This is a genomic window from Hymenobacter jeongseonensis (genome assembly GCF_015694725.1).
Taxonomy (GTDB): Bacteria; Bacteroidota; Bacteroidia; order Cytophagales; family Hymenobacteraceae; genus Hymenobacter; species Hymenobacter jeongseonensis.
The window spans coordinates 89,756-109,379 of sequence record NZ_JADQDQ010000008.1 but is presented as its reverse complement, the minus strand read 5'-3'; the positions used below and the strand labels follow the sequence as shown (position 1 = coordinate 109,379).

Genomic DNA, 19,624 nt, shown 5'->3' with positions numbered 1-19,624 from the left:
AAGGCGCTGTGCAGCGCCTTTTTTATTGCTGCGAAGTGTGGCGGTTATTGCTGCACAAACTTGACGGTGCGGCGCACGCTTCCGGCACTCACTTCACAGAGGTAAGTCCCTTTTGCCAAGCGGCCAAGTTTCAAGGGAGCTGTGGTGGCCGTGCTTGCCGCCAGCTGCTGCCTGCCAACCACGGCCCCGCGGGCATCCAGCACGCGCACGCTCAACGGCTTGCCCCGCAGCTCGGCGGGCAGGGCCAGCGTCAGCAATCCGTCGCCAATGGGATTCGGAAACAATCCCAACTCCTCGCCACTGGCGGCCCGGCCGTCCGTCGTATCCAACGGGGTGCCGGGATTTAACGCGTTGTAGGCTTTTACAAAATTTGGAATGCCGTAGCCCAGGCTGGCATTGGGCGCGGTGCTTTGCGAAGCGGTGTTGCGCAATGCGGCAATTACTTGCTGGGCGGTGAGCGTAGGGTTGGCTTGCCAGAACCCGGCCACCATGCCGGCCAAAATGGGGCAGGCATAAGAAGTGCCGTTGCCCCGGAACGCCGTGCCATTCGGTGCCAGCACGGCCGCGGCGCGGCCCATGGCCGCCAGCGTGGGCTTCACGCGGCCGTCGGAAGTTGGCCCGTAGCTGCTAAAGCTGGCCCGGATGCCCAAAGAGTCCACCGCACCCACCGAAATGATAGAATCGGCATCGGCCGGGGCCGAGATGTACCGCCAGGGGTTAGCGCCTTCATTGCCGGCAGCACTCACCACCAGAATGCCCACGCGGGCCGCAATGGTGGCAGCGCGCGAGCTGATGGCCGTTTTGCCGTTCATATCGGCGTAGGTGTAGGATACCGACGGTGCATCGAAGGTGGTGTAGCCCAGCGAGGAACTGATGATATCCACGCCCACGGAATCGGCGTACTCTGCCGCGGCCAGCCAATTGGCTTCTTCAATGGGATGCTCGGAATTCACGTCTTCGGTGAGGCACAAATGGAACGTGGCCTTGGGCGCGCTGCCGATGTAGAATCCTTCCTGATTGCCCGCCATGGCCGACAAGCAGTTGGTGCCGTGGCTGCTGCGCTGGTACACGTCGCGGCCGCCGTCCACAAAATTGCGGGTGCTCACCAAGCGCTGCTCCTGGTAGAGCGGCTGGAGCGCCGGAATCTGGTTAACTCCCGGGAATCCAGCGTCGAAGACGGCAATCTGCATGCCTTCGCCGCGAAAGCCGGCATCGTGCATTGCCAGGGCGCCAATCTGCTCGTTTTGGCGATACGCCATGCCGTATTTAGCGCGCGTAGCCACGGTGCCGCGGGCCGCCGCCGGGGCCACTTGCTCCGGTGGCAGCGTGGGCGATACGCTCCGGAAGCTGCGGTTGAGGGTAGCGGCACTGCGCACCGCAGGCAACGCCGTGATGCGGGCCAAAGTGGCCGAATCGCAGGACACAACCGCGGCGTTGAACCATCGAGACGTGTACAGCACCTCGGGCCGGCCGCTGACGCCACGCACCTGCGTCACGTAAGCGGGGTTCACGGGCAGGTCGCGGGGAAGCACGGCAATGCCTTGGCGGGTGCGCCGGGCCACCGAGCGCGCCGAAAGAAAGGCCTGCGGCTGGGCCACCGAAAACGGCGTTCCCGCTTTGTCACGGAAGTAAACCAAATGGCGCCGTACCGTGCCTTGCGCCACAGCGGGGGCCACCGCCAGCACGTTGAGCAAGCCAGCCGCCAAAACTACTGCCAGGCTTTTTGCTAAAGAAAATACCATCGAGAACCAGAACTAAGAGGAAGGAAGTGAGCAGACCGCCTAGCGGGGGCCGTAATCAATCAGTGTTTCTTCGCGCGAAAAACCCAATGTGTACGCACCGGGCGGATAAACCTGATTCCCGTTGAAATCAACATAGGTGTAGGGAAGGATGTTGACCCGGCGACGAAAAACCGGCCCCACGCCCTTGGCAAACACCTGCTGGTAGCTGGAACGCTTTACCAAACTGTTTTCGGCCGCGGCTCCGGTGTTTTTGGTGGTCAGGGTTTCGGCATAGGTCTGTGCGGGCGCACTGCCCACCGCGGCCGTGGTAAAGGCCTCCCCAATCCGGCTGTACTGGCGGGTTTCGGCGGTAATGGTGTCGTTGAAGTTATTATTGAAGGCGTTCAGGTTCCACGAACGGCCTTCGCGCACCGGGAAGATTAGCTCCAGCGTGCGGGTGTTGTTGCGGTTCAGGGCCACAAACTGGTCAGTGGCACTCAGCACAAAAACGCTGTCGTTCCGGAAGGTCGTACTCGGCGGCACTTTCACGGAGCGCACCATGCGGTACGCCGTTTTGCCGGCCGCATCGGTGAAGGTTTCGTTGATTGTCTCCTTGAATTCGTACACGGTTGCGGTGGGCACGCTGGTTATCAGCCCCGAACCCTGGCCCGTTGCCTGGCTCCAAGTAGTGTCCACAACGGCATAGGTCCAGAAATTCCCCACCGCAATTGGGTAGAAGTCCTTCCCCGTTTCCGGTGCCGGCATGGTTTCATTCTTACAGCTAGCCAGGCACAGGGCCGCCGCTACCAGCGCCAGCCCCGCACGGCCAGCAGCCGCTTTCGCCTTCAAAGTCGATACAAAAAAATGCATATAGGGGCAGAAAAGGAGCTGGATTGACTTAGCGGATAGATTCCGCAACAGCAAAAGGTAAGGGGAATTCTCCAATTACGTGGCGCTCAATCCAACCGCCGCCCAGTACGTCCTGGCCGTCGTAGAACACGGCCGCCTGCCCCGGCGTGATGGCGTGCACCGCCTCCTCGAAATAGACCCTGATTTTACCGTCTACTTCTTCCAAGAACGCGGGCGAGCCGTCGTGGTTGTAGCGCACTTTCACCACGGCCGGCACTAGGCCCAGGCCCGCGAGGCTGGCTCGCTTGCCCATGTTGAGCTTGCCCACCACAGTGGCTGTGCTGGCCAGTTCGTCGTAGTTGCCCAACACCACTTCGTTGGTATCGGGACGAATTTCCAGCACGAATGCGGGGTAACCGAGCGCCACACCCAGGCCCTTGCGCTGGCCAATGGTGTAAAACGGATAGCCTTCGTGCTTGCCGATGACGCGGCCGTTTTTGGTCACGAAGTTGCCGCCGGCCACGCGGGCTTCCAGGCCCGGCACGCGCCGCCGCAGAAAGCCCCGGTAGTCGTTGTCGGGAATAAAGCAGATTTCGTAGCTCTCGGGCTTGTTCACCAACTCGGTGAAGCCGCGCCGACGGGCTTCGTCATAAATTTCGGTTTTGCGCATGCCGCCCAGCGGAAACAGCGTGCGGCTCAAGCTCTCTTGGCTCACGCCCCAGAGGGCATAGCTTTGGTCTTTGTTTTCGTCGAGGCCTTTGCTCACCACAAAGCGGCCGGTTTCGGCATCCTTGCGGATGTTGGCGTAGTGGCCGGTGGCAATGAACTGGCAGCCGAGTTGGTCGGCGCGGCGCAGCAGGGCATCCCACTTGATGTGGGTATTGCAGAGCACGCAGGGGTTGGGCGTGCGGCCGGCGAGGTACTCATCGGTGAAGTTGTCGATAACGAAGTCGCCAAACTCGTCCCGGATATCGATGATGTAGTGCGGAAAACCCAGCTGCACGGCAATATCGCGGGCATCGTTGATGCTGTCGAGCGAGCAGCAGCCGGTTTCTTTTTTGGACCCGCCCGCGCTGGCGTAATCCCAGGTTTTCATGGTCATCCCGACCACTTCGTAGCCTTGCTCGTGCAACAGCACGGCGGCGACACTGGAGTCAATTCCGCCGCTCATCGCGACGAGTACTCTTCCTTTTACTTCGGTATTCATATGTGTGGTGCAATTCACCCGGAGCTTGAAAGGTTCCGGCCGGCAACTGCAAAGGTAGCTGGCAGCACAGGCTTTGGCTTGGGCCTCCCCACACTATACAGTTGCGGCCGGAGTTTAACACCCCGATTTACTTCCCGCGCCCCTCCATAATAATCTTCAGCGTGTAAAGCAATACGCGGAAATCCATGGCCAAACTCATGTTCTCAATATAGAGGATATCAAATTTGAGCCGCTCCACCATTTGCGCCACGGTTTCGGCATAGCCGTACTTCACCTGGCCCAGCGACGTGAGACCGGGGCGCACGCGGTGCAGGTGCCGGTAGTGGGGCGCAATTTGCACAATCTGCTCGATGAAAAACTGCCGCTCCGGCCGCGGTCCCACAATGCTCATGTCGCCTTTGAGCACGTTCCAGAACTGGGGCAGTTCGTCGAGGCGCACCCGGCGCATGAAGCGGCCCCAGTTGGTGATGCGGGGGTCGTAGTCGGAGCTCAGGGCCGGGCCGGTTTTCTCGGCATCCATCACCATCGACCGGAACTTGATGATGTTGAACGGCTTCCCGTTTTTGCCAATCCGTTCCTGCCGGTAAAACACCGGGCCGGGCGACGACAACTTCACCATTAGGGCCGTGAAGGCATACACCCAGCAAGCTAGTACCAAGAACAGCACGGAGCCCACCACATCGATAAGTCGCTTGAGCACCACCTGCCACACGGGCAACAAATCCTGTTTGATTTCAATGAGTGGCGTGCCAAACATGTGGGTCACTTTCACCGACCCCAGCAGCATCTGGTACAGGTCGGGCAGGATGCTTACGCGGGCCCGCGTCCCCTCCAGCAGAGCCAAAATATCCTGAATGAGCCGATGCTCGCTGGGCTCAATGGCAATGACAATCTGCTCAATCTGGTGGGCTTGCACCAACTCCGGCAACTGGTGGTACGCACCTGGCGTGGGCAGCGCCAGCGCCAGGTCCGGGTCTACGGTATCGGCCACGGGCGTGAAGCCGACGAGCCGCAAGCCCAGGTGCCGACTGGTTCGCGACAGTTCGTAAAACGTACTCATAGCCAGTGCGTTGGAGCCCACCAGCAGCGTAGGGAAGTATATGCGCCCCTTGCGAATCTGGCGTTGGATGCTACTCACGGTCACCGTGCGGAAAACGGCAGAAATGAAAAAATGCAGCAGAAAATACGCCGTTATGGTTTTGTAGTACAGCCGGTAATTCACGACTCCTTCGTCATCGAGCAGCAGCGCGAAGAAGATAACGACGGCGCCCAGCAGCGAAACCCGGGCCAGGCGGATAATCTCGGACAGCCGCGACTTGCGGTAGATGTCGCGGTATTCGCCGATGAGAATGTACAGAACAGTCCAAAAAATGGCAATGGCCAGGGCCGAAGCCGTCAGGTCGAACAGGGCGCCCTCGTTGAAGTGGTAGCCCGTCAGTTCGTTGAGCAAGTACTTGCGCAACAGGAAAAAGCACATCCAAGCCAGGAGCGCTGCCCCAAAATCGGCAGCCACGAGCTTAAAGTATTGGAAGCGGCGAATCAGCAGCAAAGTATCGGGTCGGGTAGTATTTTAGCGGCCAATGGGTGGAAAACGCGCCGGGCAAAGGTAGGGCCACGGGCAGTGTGTAATTATCACTTCACCGCATCCGGGTTGTTACAAAAGGTGGCCCGCCCCGTTTCCAATCTGTTGATTTCTTTTTTACCCAGGAGCACAGCCCCGGTACCCCGGCCGCTGTTCTGCTCCTGACCAAGCTTCTTCCTGTGACTTCCTCTGCCGATACTTACCGCCACCAAGGCCAGCGCCGGGCGCTGGTCCGCGAACTGCGCCAGCGTGGCATCCACGATGAGCGGGTGCTTGCGGCCATTGCGGCCGTGCCGCGGCACCTGTTTTTTGAGCCGGCGTTTGAGGCCCACGCCTATCAAGACAAAGCCTTCCCCATTGGCGAAGGCCAGACCATTTCGCAGCCCTTCACGGTAGCGTACCAAACCCAGCTGCTTAAGCTCCAACCCACCGACCACGTTCTGGAAGTGGGCACGGGCTCGGGCTACCAGTGCGCGGTGCTGCTGCGCCTCACGCCCCACGTCGATAGCATTGAGTTCAACGAAGTGCTTTTTGCGCGCACCCGGCAACTGCTGGCTCACTTGGGTGCCAGCGGCGCCCGGCTGCACTGCGGCGATGGCTCCCTGGGCCTGCCGGAGCGCGCGCCTTTCGATGCGATTCTGGTGACGGCCGGGGCTCCGTCGTTGCCGCCGGCCCTGTTGCGCCAGCTGCGCGTGGGCGGCCGCCTGGTTATCCCCGTGGGCGATAACCAAACCCAGCGCATGGTGCGGGTCACCCGTGAGGGGGCCGAGTCCTTCGTCCGCGAGGAATTTGAAGAATTCCGCTTTGTACCCCTGCTGGGGGCCAGCGGCTGGCAACAATAGCCGCGCCGCGAGGAGTCGCGCGGGAAGAAATTGTTCTCCCACTGCCCTTCCCAGGGGGATTTTTCGCGTTAACCAAAGCTGATTTCTGGGCGGTTTATTAATGCAATTAAGTGGATTGAACCGCGTGCCTTAGTCGCGCGTTCGGTATCCAACTCGCTTTCCCGACACCGGAAATAAAGGCAGTTGCAGCGAGCAAAGCTGCGGCAATCATCGATAACTTTGGCTACGAGCCTTTCCGTCGTTTGCCGGGGCCGTGGTTTTTTCTTGGGTCCGACTATTTTCTTTAGTGCTCATGCTGAAAAATCTTTTACCCTCGGTGCTGCTTGTCACCTTTGCTTGCTGTAGCTGGAACGCCAGCGCCCAAACACTGGCTCAAGGCCGCGGCCGAAACTGGTGCGGGGCCACCGCCGAGCAAGAGCGCTACTTCGCCGAAAACCCCGGCGCCCGAGCCGCCGCCGACGCATTTTACCAAAGCGTGGAGAACCAGCTGCTGTTTCAGCAGCGTGGCATGGCCGTGGCCCCGGACGTAACCATTCCCGTGGTGGTGCACGTCATTCATGCCGGCGGGGCCGATAACATCAGCGACGAGCAAATATTCAGTGCCCTGGAGGCCCTAAATACCGATTATCAAAAGCTCAATCCTGACACGGTGAGCACCCTGCCCCTTTTCCAGCCCATTGCGGCATCGGTTGGGTTTCGGTTTCGGCTGGCCAAAAAGGACCCGAACGGTAACTGCACTACCGGCATCACCCGGCACTACGCCCCCACTCTGGTGAACGACAACCAGAACGGCGCCGTGCAGGCCGTGGCCATTTGGGACCGCGCCCGCTACCTCAACATTTGGGTGGTTAACAGCATTGGCACCCCAACGGGCAACTACGGCATTGTGGGCTACTCCAATCTGCCGCAAAATTCCTCCGCCACCCGGGACGGCTTTGTTGTTCGGGGCGACTATTTTGGCAACCTGGGCACCAGCAATCCATCGCGCGCCCTGAGCCGGGTGGCTACCCACGAAATTGGTCATTATTTTGGGTTACGGCACACCTGGGGCAGCGGCAACAACCCCGAAATTGCCGGCAATTGCAACGACACCGACTTTGTAGCGGATACCCCGCCCACCAACGGCACCTACGAATGTGATTTGAACTACGCCCCTTGCGGCACCGTGGCCAACGTGCAGAATTTCATGGACTACGCGTCTTGTCCGACCATGTTTACCCAGGGCCAGCGCACGCTGATGCGCACCGCACTTAATACGTATCGCACGGGCCTCACCACCGCCGCCAATCTGGTAGCCACGGGCACAAACGACGGCTACGCGGCCCCCAATTGTGCCCCTATTGCGGCCTTTGGCACCGCGCCCGGCGCCCGAACCACGGTGTGCGTTAATACCCCGGTGACTTTGCGTGACTACTCGTCGAATGTGACGGCCAGCGGCGGGCCGCTTACTTACACGTGGTCCTTCCCGGGCGGGAACCCGGCCACAGCCACCGGCCAAACCGTCTCGGTGAGCTACCCCACGGCGGGCTTTTATACCGTAACCGAAACGGTGACCAACAGCGCGGGCAGCAGCACCAGCACCGCAACCAATCTGATTCGGGTGGAAGGACCAACTGGCGGCGAAATGGCCCCTTTCACGGAGTCGTTTGAGAACCCCGGCTTCCCAAACATATTCCCGGCACCCTCGCTGCGCAACTACGAATTATCGGGCCTTACGGCCACCGGGGTGCCCTCTAATTACCGGTGGGTGCGGCAGGCAGGCCTGCCCGCTGCCACCGGCGATGCGTACCTGGTGGTAAACAACCGGCAGTATCCAACCGAGGCAGTAACCACCCTCATAACGCCCAATATCAACCTCAACGCCGTGCCCACTCCGGCCGTTTTCAGCTTTGCCCGCGCCTATGCATTGCGAACCGCCAGCACTAGTGACCAGCTCCGCATTTCGTTTAGCAGCGACTGCGGGGCGAGTTGGTCCAGTCCGGTTGTGTATAGCGCGGCAGAGCTGAGCACGAAAGGCCTCACGCCCATTGACGGTTTCCAGCCCGCTACCCCCACGGATTGGCAAACCCTGAGCGTGCCGGTTCCGGCGCAGTTTCAGGGTAATGGCTTGTTCAAAATTCGCCTTCAAATGGTGAACGGAACCACGCAAGCCAACAACTTTTTCCTGGATGACCTGCGCATTTCTGGCCCGCTGGGTACCAAAGCCGACGCCCTAGCCAACCGCGGCATCAGCGTTTACCCCAATCCGCTCACCCACGAAACGGCCGTTCACCTCAACCTGACGGCCCCTACCCAAGTGCAGCTCCGGCTGACCGATGTGCTGGGCCGCGACGTGCTCACCCTCCCCGCCAAAATCTACGGCGCCGGCCTCCAAACGCTGCCATTGCTCGCCACCGGCCGCTCGCTACGGGCAGGTATTTACGTCGTGCGTATTTCTCTCGACGGCGAACTATTCACCAGCAAGCTCACAGTGGAATAATCGTCCTGAGGCAAACAAACTGTTCTAAGATTATAAAAGCCCCGGTTGCTGGCTGGGGCTTTTGCGTGCGCGTGGTACGGGCTGATGGCGGGCTGTACCTTTGCGGCGCTGCTGCCGGGCTTACATTTTTGGCAGCAGTGCTCTTCATCACCCGTTATAGCTCCCTTTGCTGATGCGCAAGCAAAAAAACGTGGCCGATTCCTTTGTCATCATGACGGAATTGGTGCTGCCCAACGACACCAACACGCTGAATAACCTGATGGGTGGCCGCATGATGCACCTGATGGACATCGCCGCCGCCATTTCCGCCCAAAAGCACTCCAATCGCATCGTCGTGACGGCCTCGGTCGACAACGTTTCTTTTCGCGACAGCATCCGGCTGGGCAACGTGGTCACGCTCCAGGCCCAAGTCACGCGCGCCTTCAGTTCCAGCATGGAAGTCCACATCGACGTGTGGGCCGAGGACATTCCCAGCGGCACCAAAGTAAAAACCAACGAAGCCTTTCTGACTTTCGTGGCTGTGGACCAGGCCGGCCGGCCCATCGACGTGCCCGAAGCCATTCCGGAGTCCGAGGAAGAAATACGCCTTTACGACGGCGCTTTGCGCCGCCGGCAGCTCCGCCTCGTGCTGGCCGGCCGCATGAAACCCGACGAAGCCCAGGAGCTAAAAGCCCTTTTTGCCCTGGACTAGTCGCGTCTGCTAATTGCAACTACCAATCAAATCAGGCTCATCTGTCAATTTAAATTCACTTCCTCATGTCTGCTGAAAAGCTTGCCTTCCTGCAAAACTTCTACACCGACGTGACCCTCTATGTGCCGTCGGAGCCAGCCCCGGCGCCCGCACCCGAAGCCCCACTACCCGCCAAAGTACCCGACCCGCCCCAGAAAGCGGTGGTAAAGCCGGTGCGTGAAGTGCAGCTGCCTTCCAGAGGCTATAGCAACCCCTCGGCAGGCCTCGAACGGCTCGCCAGCAGCTACGTCCACCCCCAAACGATGCCCGAACCAGCCTATCCGGCTGCAACTCCTTCCGTCGAGCAGCCGGCCTTGCCAGTTGCAGTAGCCCCTATCGCGGCGCCCCTGCGGCCAATGGTGCCTCCGGCCACAGAGCCGCCCGCGGTGCCCGCAGTACCACCGGTAATGCTTACCCCGTTTACCACGCTGGGCAGCAATGCAGCAGGCGTGATTTTCTTGTTCCGGTTGCCGCAGGAGCAATTTCTTAAGCTGCACCGCAACGTTTTTTTGAATAAGATGCTCCAGGCGCTGGGCCTGGTAATGGCCGATGTTGTCCTCGTCAACGTGGAATCGGACCTGCCCGTCGCGCTTGTGAACCTGCGCCGGGAGCTAGCTGCCACGCACATCGTTGCCTTCGGCAAAAACCTGCTGGATACCACCATCCGCAACACGCAGATATACGAACCGGTCCTTTTCCCCAGCCTGAACCTCTCCTACCTGTCCTCCGCCACCGTTGATTTGGTCGAATACGACGTTAGCCTGAAGAAGCGTCTCTGGCCCGGCTTGCAGCGCATGTTTCTGGGCTAAGTTGACCAACAGCAGCAGCGGCCCTCCCATAGAACAGAAAGCCGCTTGGGCAATTCTATGGAGCGTTTGCAGCCAGGCATGCTGCTTTATAATTTAATTCTGAACAACAAAAAAGGCCCGTCTGCATGCAGACGGGCCTTTTTTGTTGTTTAAAAGCAATTACTTGAGCACCTCGGCCAGCTTGGCGGCGAGGGCTTCGCCGCGCAGGTTTTTGGCGATAATCTTGCCTTGTGGGTCAATCAGGTAAGATTGCGGGATGGATTTTACGCCGTAGGCTGCTCCACCTACGCTATTCCAGCCGGCCAGGTCCGAAACGTGGTGCCAGGTCAAACCGTCGGTCTGAATGGCTTTTTCCCATTTGCCTTTGTCTTGGTCCAGCGACACTGAATAAATGGTAAAACCCTTGTCCTTAAACTGATTATAGGCCTTTACCACGTTGGGATTTTCCTGGCGGCAGGGGCCGCACCAGCTGGCCCAGAAATCCAGCAACACGTACTTCCCGCGCAGGCTGCTAAGGGCCATGTTGCCCCCCGTTGGCTTTGCTAGGTTGATTTCCGGGGCCATGGCGCCGGTGGCCGTCGCCCGCATAGGCTCTAATCGCGCCGTTAGCTCCTTGGTGAAAGGAGAATTGGGATTGGCCTTGCGCTGAACGGATGCAATGGAATCAGCGAACTGAAATTCTTCGTCCGGATTGAGGAAGGCGCCGACCGCGAAACCGCCTACCACCGTCGTGGCGTTCTGCCGAATCAAGGTTTTAATCTTGTTGTTGTTGCGGCCCTGAATGGTATAGAACTGCTGTTCGATGGCCTTCATTTCGTCGGCTTTGCCCGCCTGGCCAGCCGCGTTGTAGCGTTGGCCCAGGCTTTCCATCTCGGTTTTGGAGCCCTGCATCACTTGCGTGAGCTGCCGGAGCACTTCGGCATCCTTGCTGCCCTTCACGGTGTAGGTCACGGGCAGGCTTTTGGCATCGCCACTGAGTTGCACCTTGGTTTTGTTGTCCAGCATCAACAGCACCTGGTTGGCGTCGTCCACCTTCAGCTGGAAAATGCCCGCCGTTGGGCTGGTTCCTTTGAGGGTAAATTTACCCGAGGCGTCGGTTTTGGTCTGGCCTTTTTCTACAAACTGGTTCGACACCAATTCGGAGAGCCGGATGACGGTACCGGCCGGCGCGTTCTTTAGCTGGCCCGACACTTCGTAGCCATCGGCGGCATCGGCGTTTTGGCAAGCATTGGCCAGGGTCAGCACCGTGGCGGCCAGAAAAACAGATTTAATCATAGTGGAAGGATGTAACATACGCTGATGCTTGTGCATATAAATGGCCAACGCACGGGGGAAAGTTTATTGTTCCAGGGCTTGAGTCACCAAGCCCTGGTATGCGCACAACTAAACTGAGTGCAATGCGCGGCAGTTCGACAACCTACCCGTCCAGCGCCGTACGCAGCAGCTGGTTAGCCAGCTTCGGGTCGGCTTTGCCGCCGGTGAGCTTCATGAGCTCGCCCATGAACATGCCCGTGAGCGACTTTTTGCCGGCCCGGTACTCCTCTACTTTGGCGGGGTTGGCGGCTAGCACTTGCTGCACCAGCGTGGCCAGTTCGCCGTTGTCGGCTTGCGTGAGCAGGCCCAGGCTTTCGGCCGCGCCGGTGGCGTTGGCCGAGGGATGGTCGAGCAAATGCGGAAAGAGCTGTTTAGATGCCACCGAATAATTGAGCTTGCCCGCATCAATCAGCTCAATGATACCGGCCAGTTGGGCGGTATCGAGCGGAAAATCGGCCATGGTCAGGGCCCGCTCGTTGAGGTAGGATTTCACGGGGCCCATCACCCAGTTGGCGGCGGCTTTGGCGTTGGGCGTGAGGCGCGACAGCTCATCAAAGAACAAGGCCACTTCCTTCTGGTCCACCAGCACCGAGGCGTCGTAGTCGCTCAGGCCCAGCTCGCCTGTGAAGCGCGAATACAGCTGCTGCGGCAGGGCCGGCAGTTCGGCGGCCACGCGGTGCAGCCACTCATCGGAAATGATGAGCGGGGGCAAGTCCGGCTCCGGGAAATAGCGGTAGTCGTTCAGGGTTTCTTTGCTGCGCTGGCCGTTGGTGGTGCCGCTGGCCGCGTCGAAGCCGCGGGTTTCGCTGTCCACCTCCCCACCGGCTTCGATGATGGCAATCTGCCGCTCGATTTCGTAGGCAATGGCGCGCTGCACGTTGCGGAAGGAGTTCATGTTCTTCACTTCCACCTTCATCCCGAACTTCTCGGCGCCTTGCAGCATCACCGAAATGTTGGCGTCGCAGCGCAGCGAACCTTCTTCCATGTTGCCGTCGCAGATGCCGAGGTACTCCACCAGCTTCTTTATTTCGATGAGGTAGTTGTAAGCCTCCTCGCCGGTGCGGATGTCCGGCTCGCTCACAATCTCAATCAGCGGCACGCCGGCGCGGTTCAGGTCCACGAGGGTTTCGGTTTCGCCGGCCAAGTGCATGCTCTTGCCCGCGTCTTCCTCCATGTGAATGCGCGTGACGCCGATTTTCTTCACCGAGCCGTCGGCCAAGCGCACGTCAACGTGGCCGTCGTGGCAAATCGGGGTTTTATCCTGCGTAATTTGGTAGCCCTTGGGCAGGTCGGGATAAAAGTAGTTTTTGCGCGCAAACAGGTTGTCGCGCCGAATGGTGCAGTTGGTGGCCAAGCCCATTTTCATGGCAAACTCCACGGCCGTGCGGTTAACCTTGGGCAGCGTGCCGGGGTGGCCGAGGGTAATTACCGAAAGGTTGGTATTCGGCGCCACGCCGTATTCGTTTTCGTCGGCCGAATACATTTTGCTGTGCGTGAGCAACTGAGCGTGTACTTCGAGGCCGATAACGGGCTGGTATTTGGCAAGGGTGGCTTCGTCCATATCAAAAAACGCGGGGTAATAGTGGCTATTTGCCCCTAAAGGTAACGCGTAGGCCGAAGCCGACCACGCGGCCCTTGGTCTGGTTTAGCAAGCTTGAATACTGAAAGGAGAAACCCCAACTGGGCACGAAAACTCGTAACGTGCCCTGCCGGGCGTGGCGTTGCCCTGCAAAATTTGCGTTGCACTGTTTCAATGCTTATTTCAATGCTTACTGAATGGCAAACGTTATGGGCAGAGTGTAGGCAACGGCCACCGGCTTGCCATCCTGGTGGCCCGGCTTAAATGGTTTTAGCTGCTGAACGGCCTGCACCACTGCGGCATCAAGCGACGGGTAAACGCCTTGCACCACCTTGATATCGGCCACCTTTCCCTCGTCGGTGACGTTAAATGAGACGATTACCTTGCCCGATTTTCCAGCTTTGAGAGCATCACGCGGATACTTTACCGCCCGTTGAATGGCGTAAACCACGACTTTGCTGCCGCCGTCACCGACTGAATAAATGGGCATCTGCTCGAACTGAAAAAACGGAACGGGTTGGCCGTCTTCCCCGAAGCACTCGCCGGTTGACGCAAAATCACTACCCTTGGCATCATACGTTTCGCGGCGCTTCAATTGGCCGTTGGAATAGTACGTCCGGAGTACTCCTGACCGTTTTCCGTGCATGAATTCTTCGTGAAATTGTATCTGACCGTTGTCGTGCCATCGCTCGGATACACCATCCAGGATTCCCTTGCGGAAATGCTCAAACGACCGCACGCTAACGAGTTTGCCCGGCATGGCGTAGAACCTGACTACCGCGCCAACGCTATCGGTGGGTGCGATTTCGCGGCGATAGCGGGCGCCCGCTGCCGACGGCAGCACCACGTAGGCAGAATCCAAGAATTCTGTTTTTGCCGGCGGATTTATTTGTTGCCCCAAAGCGCTGGTTGCCCCGAAGCTACCCAGCAATCCCAAAAACAGCACTAGCTTTTTCATCAATATGCGTCCCACGCGACGATGCTTTTACTGACCGATTAGCCCTTCTGCCTTGGCAATGGCCGCCGCCAGCCCGGCCACGTTCTTGCCGCCGGCCGTGGCGAAGAACGGCTGCCCGCCGCCGCCGCCCTGGATTTCCTTGGCCAGCTCGCGCACCAGCGTGGTGGCGTTGAGCTTGCCGGCCCGGGCAATTTCGTCGTCGAGCATCACCGCCAACTGGGGCTTACCGTCGATTTCGGCCCCGAGCACGGCCACGAGGTTGGGCACTACCTGGCGGAGGTCGTAAGCTAGTTTCTTCAGGCCCTCGGCGCTGCTGGCTTGCACTTGCGCGGCCAGGAAATTCACGCCATTCACAGCCTTCACTTGCAACACCAGCTGGTCCTTCTGCTGGTTGAGGCTTTGCTGCTCAAACTGCTCCAGCTGCTTGCGCAGGGCCGCAATTTCTTCGCTCTGCTTTTCGATGCTGGTGATGAGGTGCTGGGGGTTGCCGAGCGTTTCGCGCACTTGGGCCAGCAGGTCAAGCTGATGGTCAACGTAGGCTTCGGCCCCGGCGCCGGTCACGGCCTCAATGCGGCGCACACCGGCGCCTACGGCGCTTTCGGTCGTGATTTTCAGGTAGCCGATGCTGCCCGTATTTGGCACGTGCAAGCCTCCGCACAGCTCCACCGAGAAGTCTTTATCGAAGGTGATGACACGCACGAATTCGCCGTATTTTTCGCCAAAGAGGGCCATGGCACCGAGGGTTTTCGCTTCGGCAATGGGCACGTTGCGGCGCTCGTCGAGCGGGATTTGCTGGCGAATCTTCTCGTTCACGATGCGCTCAATTTCGCGCAGCTGGTCGTCCGTTACTTTGGTGAAGTGCGAGAAGTCGAAACGTAGAAGTTTCTCGTTCACCAACGAGCCTTTTTGCTGCACGTGGCTGCCCAGCACTTCACGCAGGGCGGCCTGCACCAAGTGAGTAGCCGAGTGGTTTTGGCGAATCTGGCTGCGGCGCGCCACGTCCGGAATGGCCAGGAAATCGGCATTCAAGTCTTCCGGCAAGTGCAGCAACGTGTGCACAATCAGGTCGTTTTCGCGCTTGGTATCAATCACGCGCACCTTGGACAGCGGCGATTCCAGGTAGCCCGTATCGCCGATTTGCCCGCCGCTTTCGGCGTAGAAGGTAGTTTGGTCGAGCACCACTTGATACTCGGTTTTGCCCTTGGCGGTGGTTTTGCGGTAGCGCAAAATGCGCGCCGGGGCCTCGTCGAGGTCATAACCTATAAATGCGGGCTGCTCGTCGGTGTCGGCCACAATGGTCCAGTCGCTCTGCTCGGTTTCCTGGGCATTGCGGCTGCGGTTTTTCTGTTGCGCCAGCTCCTTTTGGAAGCCCTCCTCGTCCACGGTCAGGCCTTTTTCGCGGGCAATAAGGGCCGTCAGGTCCAGCGGAAAGCCGAAGGTATCGGACAGTTCAAACGCCGTTTTGCCGTCGATGCGGTTGCCGTTGGCGCGGGCGGTGTCTTCGAGGGCATCGAGGCGGCGCAGGCCGGTTTCCAGCGTTTTCAGGAAGGCAATTTCCTCTTCCTCAATCACGCGCTGCACGAAAGCAGTTTGCGCCTTCAGCTCGGGGAAGATGTTGCGCATCTGGTCGGCCAGCACCGGAACCAACTTGAATAGGAAGGGCTGCTTTTGATTGAGCGACGAAAACGCGTAGCGCACAGCCCGGCGCAGAATGCGGCGGATGACGTAGCCGGCTTTCACGTTGCTAGGCAGTTGGCCGTCGGCAATGGTGAAAGCAATAGTCCGAATGTGGTCGGCGATGACGCGGATGGCGATGTCCGTCTTCTCGTTTTCGGTGGTGGGCTGGTCGGTCACCTTGGCCGGGGCTGTGCCGTGGTACTCCACTCCCACTTCCTGGGCAATAAACTGGATGAGAGGCTGAAACACGTCGGTGTCGTAGTTCGACTTCACACCCGACACGGCCATCATCAGGCGCTCGAAACCCATACCAGTGTCTACGTGCTGAGCGGGCAGCTTCACGAGGCTTTTGTCGGCCAGGCGCTGGAATTCCATGAATACGTTGTTCCACACTTCTACCACTTGCGGGTGGTCGGCGTTCACCAACTCGCGGCCGGATTTGGCGGCCCGCTCCTCTTCGGAGCGTAAGTCGATGTGAATTTCAGTGCACGGGCCGCAGGGACCGGTGTCGCCCATTTCCCAGAAGTTGTCCTTCTTGTTGCCGGGCAAAATCCGGTCGTCGGTGGTGTACTGGCGCCACAGGTCTTGCGTCTCGGAATCGGCGCTCAGGTTGTCGCCTTGGTCGCCTTCGAAATACGTCACGTAGAGCCGGTCTTTGTCGAGCTTATACACTTCGGTGAGCAGCTCCCAGGCCCAAGCAATGGCGTCTTTCTTGAAATAATCACCAAACGACCAGTTCCCAAGCATCTCGAACATGGTGTGGTGGTAGGTGTCGTAACCCACTTCCTCCAGGTCATTGTGCTTGCCGCTCACGCGCAGGCATTTCTGGGTGTCGGCGATGCGCTTATAGGGCGCGGGCTTGTTGCCAAGGAAATAGTCCTTAAACGGGGCCATTCCGCTGTTGATAAACAGCAGCGTGGGGTCGTCTTTCACCACAATCGGGGCCGAAGGCACAATGTGGTGGCCTTTGCTGGCGAAAAAATCGAGGAATTGCTGGCGGACGTGGCTGGCGGTGGGAAGTGACATAGGGGGTACGCTAGGCTGCGGCCAGGCAAATCAAGAGGGTTCTGTAGAATACAACTGCCCATAAAATGACAGTTAGTAGCGCCCCAAAGCGCTTCAGGCAAAGTTAGCCTGCTTCCCCTGAAGTAACCAATGCCCTGCACCCACCGCCTGGATTACTTGTCTAAGTACTCCTGCACCGACATCTGCTCGTAGGCCTGCGCGCGGGCTACATCGGCTGCCTCCACCGCTCCCTGCTGCCAGATTACCCGACGCTGGTGGTTGTCAAACACAAACTGACGGTCGGGCATAACGAAGCCAAATCCGTCGCTACTGGAGGCGAAATAGGCAAATTGGGACACCTTGGACCGAAAAATATCATTGCTCCAGGGATAGGCATGCGTAGGCAGATTTAGTTGATTAAGCACCGTAGCGGCCACGTCTACCTGGGAGCACACGGTGTGGACTACCGTGTCGCGCCGGGCTAAAGCTCCCCCAAGCCAGAGCATGGGAATGTGGTAGTTCTGCACCTGATTCTGGTAGGGCAACAATAGCTCGCCATGGTCGGACAGGATAACGACAAGTGTATTATCCCACCAGGGCTGGATTTTCGCCTGAGTAATAAAGTCGCCCAAACTTTTATCGGTGTAATACAGGGAATTCTTAAAGCGGCTGTCATCATCCGCCCCCGCAAATATGGCGGGCATCGGCACCTCAAAGGGCTCGTGGCTGCTGGTGGTAAACACGGCGTGAAAGAAGGGCACCGAACTTTCCCGGGACCGACGGTTGATGTCTTGCAGCACATAGTTGAGCACTACGTGGTCGTGCACACCCCACTCAGAGTTCTGGTCGCGGCGGCTGAACATGTTTTCATCCACCACTTCCTGAAATGATGACACATAGGAACGCATGTTGTAAAAGTTCAAGTTGCTGCCCAAGTAAAATTTAGTGCTATAGCCAGCCTGCTCCATGTCCTGGCAGAGCACGGGCAGTTGGCGGCTTTTGCTCGGAATATCCATAATAGAAGTGGTGGGCTGCGCCGGAAACCCGCTAAGCAGGGCTACCATGCCCTTATCACTCCGGTCGCCGCTGGCGTACAGGTGGTCGAAGAGGATACCTTCCCGGCACAGGGCTGCAAAGCGGGGCGTAACACCCGGCACACCCCCCAAGGGTTCCACGGCTTTGGCCGTAAGGCTTTCCCAGACGATAAGAAGAATATTAGGCCGGGGAGTTCGCAAAAGTTGTGGCCGTGCTACTGCGGCCGCCGGCTGATACAGGCTCCGCACCTGCCGAAGGGCAGAATCGGGCTTAAAGAATCGGTAAGGATTCTGGCGCGCATATGATTTTCGGCCCCAGGATTCGACAAAATTCCACCCCACGTTCAGGGCCAGATGGTTGGCAAAGGGCACGTTACAGAAATAGGCACTGCTCTGTCGTAATGAACCGTGTATTGCAAAGCTGCCCCGCAGGAGCGGCAGCAGCACGGCCGCCAGCAGGAAGCTGACGCCCAAGGTCCGCAGCCCTAGCGGCGAACGAAGCTGCCAGTAAGTTGACAGGAACACGAGCCCGCCCAAGACGGCTAGAAATGCCGCCAGCTTGAACACGCTCGAATATAACACAGAGGCCATGCCGGCCACTAGCAATGCAGCGGCGGCGGCGGCCAGGCCCAGCACGGCTAGCACCCGGGGAAGGTCAGCAGCGGTTAGGGTTAGCGCGTCGGACCGGGCTGCCAACGGATGCAACAGCCAGCGGTAGGCCAGCAGTGGTCCTAGCACCCACAACACCAGTAAGCCACTCAAAAGCAGCAGTGGCGTAGATTTCGCCGAGGCCAGCATGAGGTTAGGGGTGGTTACGTACTTGAGAAATGTACTGTCGATGCGGTACTCCCACGCACTATACAACTCCAAATCGGCCACCGAAAGCAAGCTGATAAGCAGCAATAGCAAGGCTGTATAAATCGTGAGTAAGGGACGCACAAAGCGGTTTGGAACCAGAGCCTCCCCTCCCAACAGCAACGTGGGCAGTAGCGCAAGCCCCGCTGCCGCTGCCACATCCAGCCGCAGCCCCTGCAAGAATGCCCGGCCCAATAGCTCAGCCCCTATTGAGTCGGTACGGCCGACGTGGTAAAGCAGGAATACCGCCCGCGAAAGACTAAAAAAAAGCAGCCAGAAGAGTTGATACCGAAGCCAGAAAGCAAAGATGTTTTTCATAGCAGCCTGTTTCAAGTGATACCCAATACGGAGAGTCAATAAAATTTACATTTATTAATTGAAAATTACAAGTTGATAAACACAAAATCTTTCAATTACTGGCTTCTGGGAAAACTTTGGACGTCACTAACATTTCGCATTTTGTGCCCTAAGCCTTAGCTTGCGATTGTTATTATGCGATTATTATTACTTATCGCAGCAGCTCAGTGGCCCATTACATCTTTTGCTGCGCCTGAACGACGTAGTTCCGCAACCATTGCAGCGAAATCCCCGCCCTATAGCCCGTCATAATGCCCTACAAAGAGCGCAGCATCGAAAAACAATACTTCACCATCGGCGAGGTGGCCGCCCAGTTTAAGGTGGCCGAGTCATTGGTGCGCTTCTGGGAGACGGAATTTGACGAGCTGCGCCCCCGCCGCAGCAAGAAAGGCAACCGCCTCTACACCCCGCAGGACATCGAGGTTTTCCGCACCATCTACCACTTGGTGAAGGAGCGCGGCTACACCATTCCCGGCGCCCGCGACATGCTCAAGCAAAAGGGCCCGCAGTTGAAAGAGAAGATTGACGTGGTCCAAAGCCTGGAAAAAGTCCGCTCGTTCCTGCTGATGCTGCGCAAGGAAGTGGAAGCCGCGGGCAAAGCCGAGCCGGAGGCCTAACCCTGTGCC

General features: G+C 58.6%; 14 protein-coding genes. 5 read left to right on the top strand and 9 right to left on the bottom strand.

Annotated features, from left to right (window positions below):
- Positions 1 to 44: 44 nt before the first annotated feature.
- The 4 genes from I2I05_RS15955 to I2I05_RS15940 form a co-directional block, all read right to left on the bottom strand.
- Positions 45 to 1,742, bottom strand: coding sequence for a S8 family serine peptidase (locus I2I05_RS15955; RefSeq protein WP_196283256.1), 1,698 nt, complete (start codon positions 1,740 to 1,742; stop codon positions 45 to 47).
- A 39-nt stretch (positions 1,743 to 1,781) separates the two neighbouring features.
- Positions 1,782 to 2,591 (bottom strand): hypothetical protein, encoded by an 810-nt coding sequence (locus I2I05_RS15950; protein ID WP_196283255.1) that lies wholly within the window; start codon positions 2,589 to 2,591, stop codon positions 1,782 to 1,784.
- A 28-nt stretch (positions 2,592 to 2,619) separates the two neighbouring features.
- Positions 2,620 to 3,777 carry a tRNA 2-thiouridine(34) synthase MnmA gene (gene mnmA / locus I2I05_RS15945; protein WP_196283254.1) on the bottom strand — a complete coding sequence of 386 codons (1,158 nt, stop codon included), beginning with the start codon at positions 3,775 to 3,777 and terminating at the stop codon, positions 2,620 to 2,622.
- Between the two features lie 127 nt (positions 3,778 to 3,904).
- Positions 3,905 to 5,326, bottom strand: coding sequence for a sugar transferase (locus I2I05_RS15940; protein ID WP_230688366.1), 1,422 nt, complete (start codon positions 5,324 to 5,326; stop codon positions 3,905 to 3,907).
- A 212-nt stretch (positions 5,327 to 5,538) separates the two neighbouring features.
- Between I2I05_RS15940 and I2I05_RS15935 the strand changes: the two genes are divergently transcribed.
- The 4 genes from I2I05_RS15935 to I2I05_RS15920 all read left to right on the top strand — a co-directional run bounded on the left by I2I05_RS15935 (position 5,539) and on the right by I2I05_RS15920 (position 10,219).
- Positions 5,539 to 6,201: a protein-L-isoaspartate(D-aspartate) O-methyltransferase gene (locus I2I05_RS15935; RefSeq protein ID WP_196283253.1), complete on the top strand. Its 663-nt coding sequence runs from the start codon at positions 5,539 to 5,541 to the stop codon at positions 6,199 to 6,201.
- A 292-nt stretch (positions 6,202 to 6,493) separates the two neighbouring features.
- Positions 6,494 to 8,680: a M43 family zinc metalloprotease gene (locus tag I2I05_RS15930; RefSeq protein WP_196283252.1), complete on the top strand. Its 2,187-nt coding sequence runs from the start codon at positions 6,494 to 6,496 to the stop codon at positions 8,678 to 8,680.
- Positions 8,681 to 8,852: 172 nt separating this feature from the next.
- Positions 8,853 to 9,371, top strand: a complete 519-nt coding sequence (locus I2I05_RS15925; protein ID WP_196283251.1) for an acyl-CoA thioesterase — start codon at positions 8,853 to 8,855, stop codon at positions 9,369 to 9,371.
- Positions 9,372 to 9,436: 65 nt separating this feature from the next.
- A complete protein-coding gene (locus I2I05_RS15920; RefSeq protein WP_196283250.1) occupies positions 9,437 to 10,219 on the top strand; it encodes a hypothetical protein in 783 nt (260 codons plus the stop codon).
- Between the two features lie 159 nt (positions 10,220 to 10,378).
- Here I2I05_RS15920 and I2I05_RS15915 read toward each other — a convergent pair whose 3' ends face one another.
- The 5 genes from I2I05_RS15915 to I2I05_RS15895 all read right to left on the bottom strand — a co-directional run bounded on the left by I2I05_RS15915 (position 10,379) and on the right by I2I05_RS15895 (position 18,959).
- On the bottom strand, positions 10,379 to 11,494 hold the full coding sequence (locus tag I2I05_RS15915) for a TlpA disulfide reductase family protein (RefSeq protein WP_196283249.1): 1,116 nt from the start codon (positions 11,492 to 11,494) through the stop codon (positions 10,379 to 10,381).
- A gap of 142 nt (positions 11,495 to 11,636) precedes the next feature.
- On the bottom strand, positions 11,637 to 13,094 hold the full coding sequence (gene gatB, locus I2I05_RS15910) for an Asp-tRNA(Asn)/Glu-tRNA(Gln) amidotransferase subunit GatB (protein WP_196283248.1): 1,458 nt from the start codon (positions 13,092 to 13,094) through the stop codon (positions 11,637 to 11,639).
- Positions 13,095 to 13,302: 208 nt separating this feature from the next.
- Positions 13,303 to 14,070, bottom strand: coding sequence for an energy transducer TonB (locus tag I2I05_RS15905; protein WP_196283247.1), 768 nt, complete (start codon positions 14,068 to 14,070; stop codon positions 13,303 to 13,305).
- Between the two features lie 27 nt (positions 14,071 to 14,097).
- Complete coding sequence (alaS, locus tag I2I05_RS15900; RefSeq protein WP_196283246.1) at positions 14,098 to 16,773, bottom strand: alanine--tRNA ligase; 2,676 nt, start codon at positions 16,771 to 16,773, stop codon at positions 14,098 to 14,100.
- 152 nt (positions 16,774 to 16,925) lie between these two features.
- The gene (locus I2I05_RS15895) at positions 16,926 to 18,959 is read right to left on the bottom strand and encodes an LTA synthase family protein (RefSeq protein ID WP_196283245.1); all 2,034 of its coding nucleotides are present in this window, start codon (positions 18,957 to 18,959) and stop codon (positions 16,926 to 16,928) included.
- Positions 18,960 to 19,249: 290 nt separating this feature from the next.
- Here I2I05_RS15895 and I2I05_RS15890 point away from each other — a divergent pair, with 290 nt between their 5' ends.
- Positions 19,250 to 19,615 (top strand): MerR family transcriptional regulator, encoded by a 366-nt coding sequence (locus I2I05_RS15890; RefSeq protein WP_196283244.1) that lies wholly within the window; start codon positions 19,250 to 19,252, stop codon positions 19,613 to 19,615.
- The last annotated feature ends 9 nt before the right edge of the window (positions 19,616 to 19,624 follow it).

Bases quoted from the DNA above. Each gene is read 5' to 3' on its own strand.
- I2I05_RS15950 (WP_196283255.1), bottom strand. From the start codon at position 2,591: ATGCATTTTTTTGTATCGACTTTGAAGGCGAAAGCGGCTGCTGGCCGT.
- I2I05_RS15925 (WP_196283251.1), top strand. From the start codon at position 8,853: ATGCGCAAGCAAAAAAACGTGGCCGATTCCTTTGTCATCATGACGGAA.
- I2I05_RS15915 (WP_196283249.1), bottom strand. From the start codon at position 11,494: ATGATTAAATCTGTTTTTCTGGCCGCCACGGTGCTGACCCTGGCCAAT.
- I2I05_RS15895 (WP_196283245.1), bottom strand. From the start codon at position 18,959: ATGAAAAACATCTTTGCTTTCTGGCTTCGGTATCAACTCTTCTGGCTG.
- mnmA (WP_196283254.1), bottom strand. From the start codon at position 3,777: ATGAATACCGAAGTAAAAGGAAGAGTACTCGTCGCGATGAGCGGCGGA.
- I2I05_RS15890 (WP_196283244.1), top strand. From the start codon at position 19,250: ATGCCCTACAAAGAGCGCAGCATCGAAAAACAATACTTCACCATCGGC.
- I2I05_RS15920 (WP_196283250.1), top strand. From the start codon at position 9,437: ATGTCTGCTGAAAAGCTTGCCTTCCTGCAAAACTTCTACACCGACGTG.
- alaS (WP_196283246.1), bottom strand. From the start codon at position 16,773: ATGTCACTTCCCACCGCCAGCCACGTCCGCCAGCAATTCCTCGATTTT.
- gatB (WP_196283248.1), bottom strand. From the start codon at position 13,094: ATGGACGAAGCCACCCTTGCCAAATACCAGCCCGTTATCGGCCTCGAA.
- I2I05_RS15905 (WP_196283247.1), bottom strand. From the start codon at position 14,070: ATGAAAAAGCTAGTGCTGTTTTTGGGATTGCTGGGTAGCTTCGGGGCA.
- I2I05_RS15930 (WP_196283252.1), top strand. From the start codon at position 6,494: ATGCTGAAAAATCTTTTACCCTCGGTGCTGCTTGTCACCTTTGCTTGC.
- I2I05_RS15955 (WP_196283256.1), bottom strand. From the start codon at position 1,742: ATGGTATTTTCTTTAGCAAAAAGCCTGGCAGTAGTTTTGGCGGCTGGC.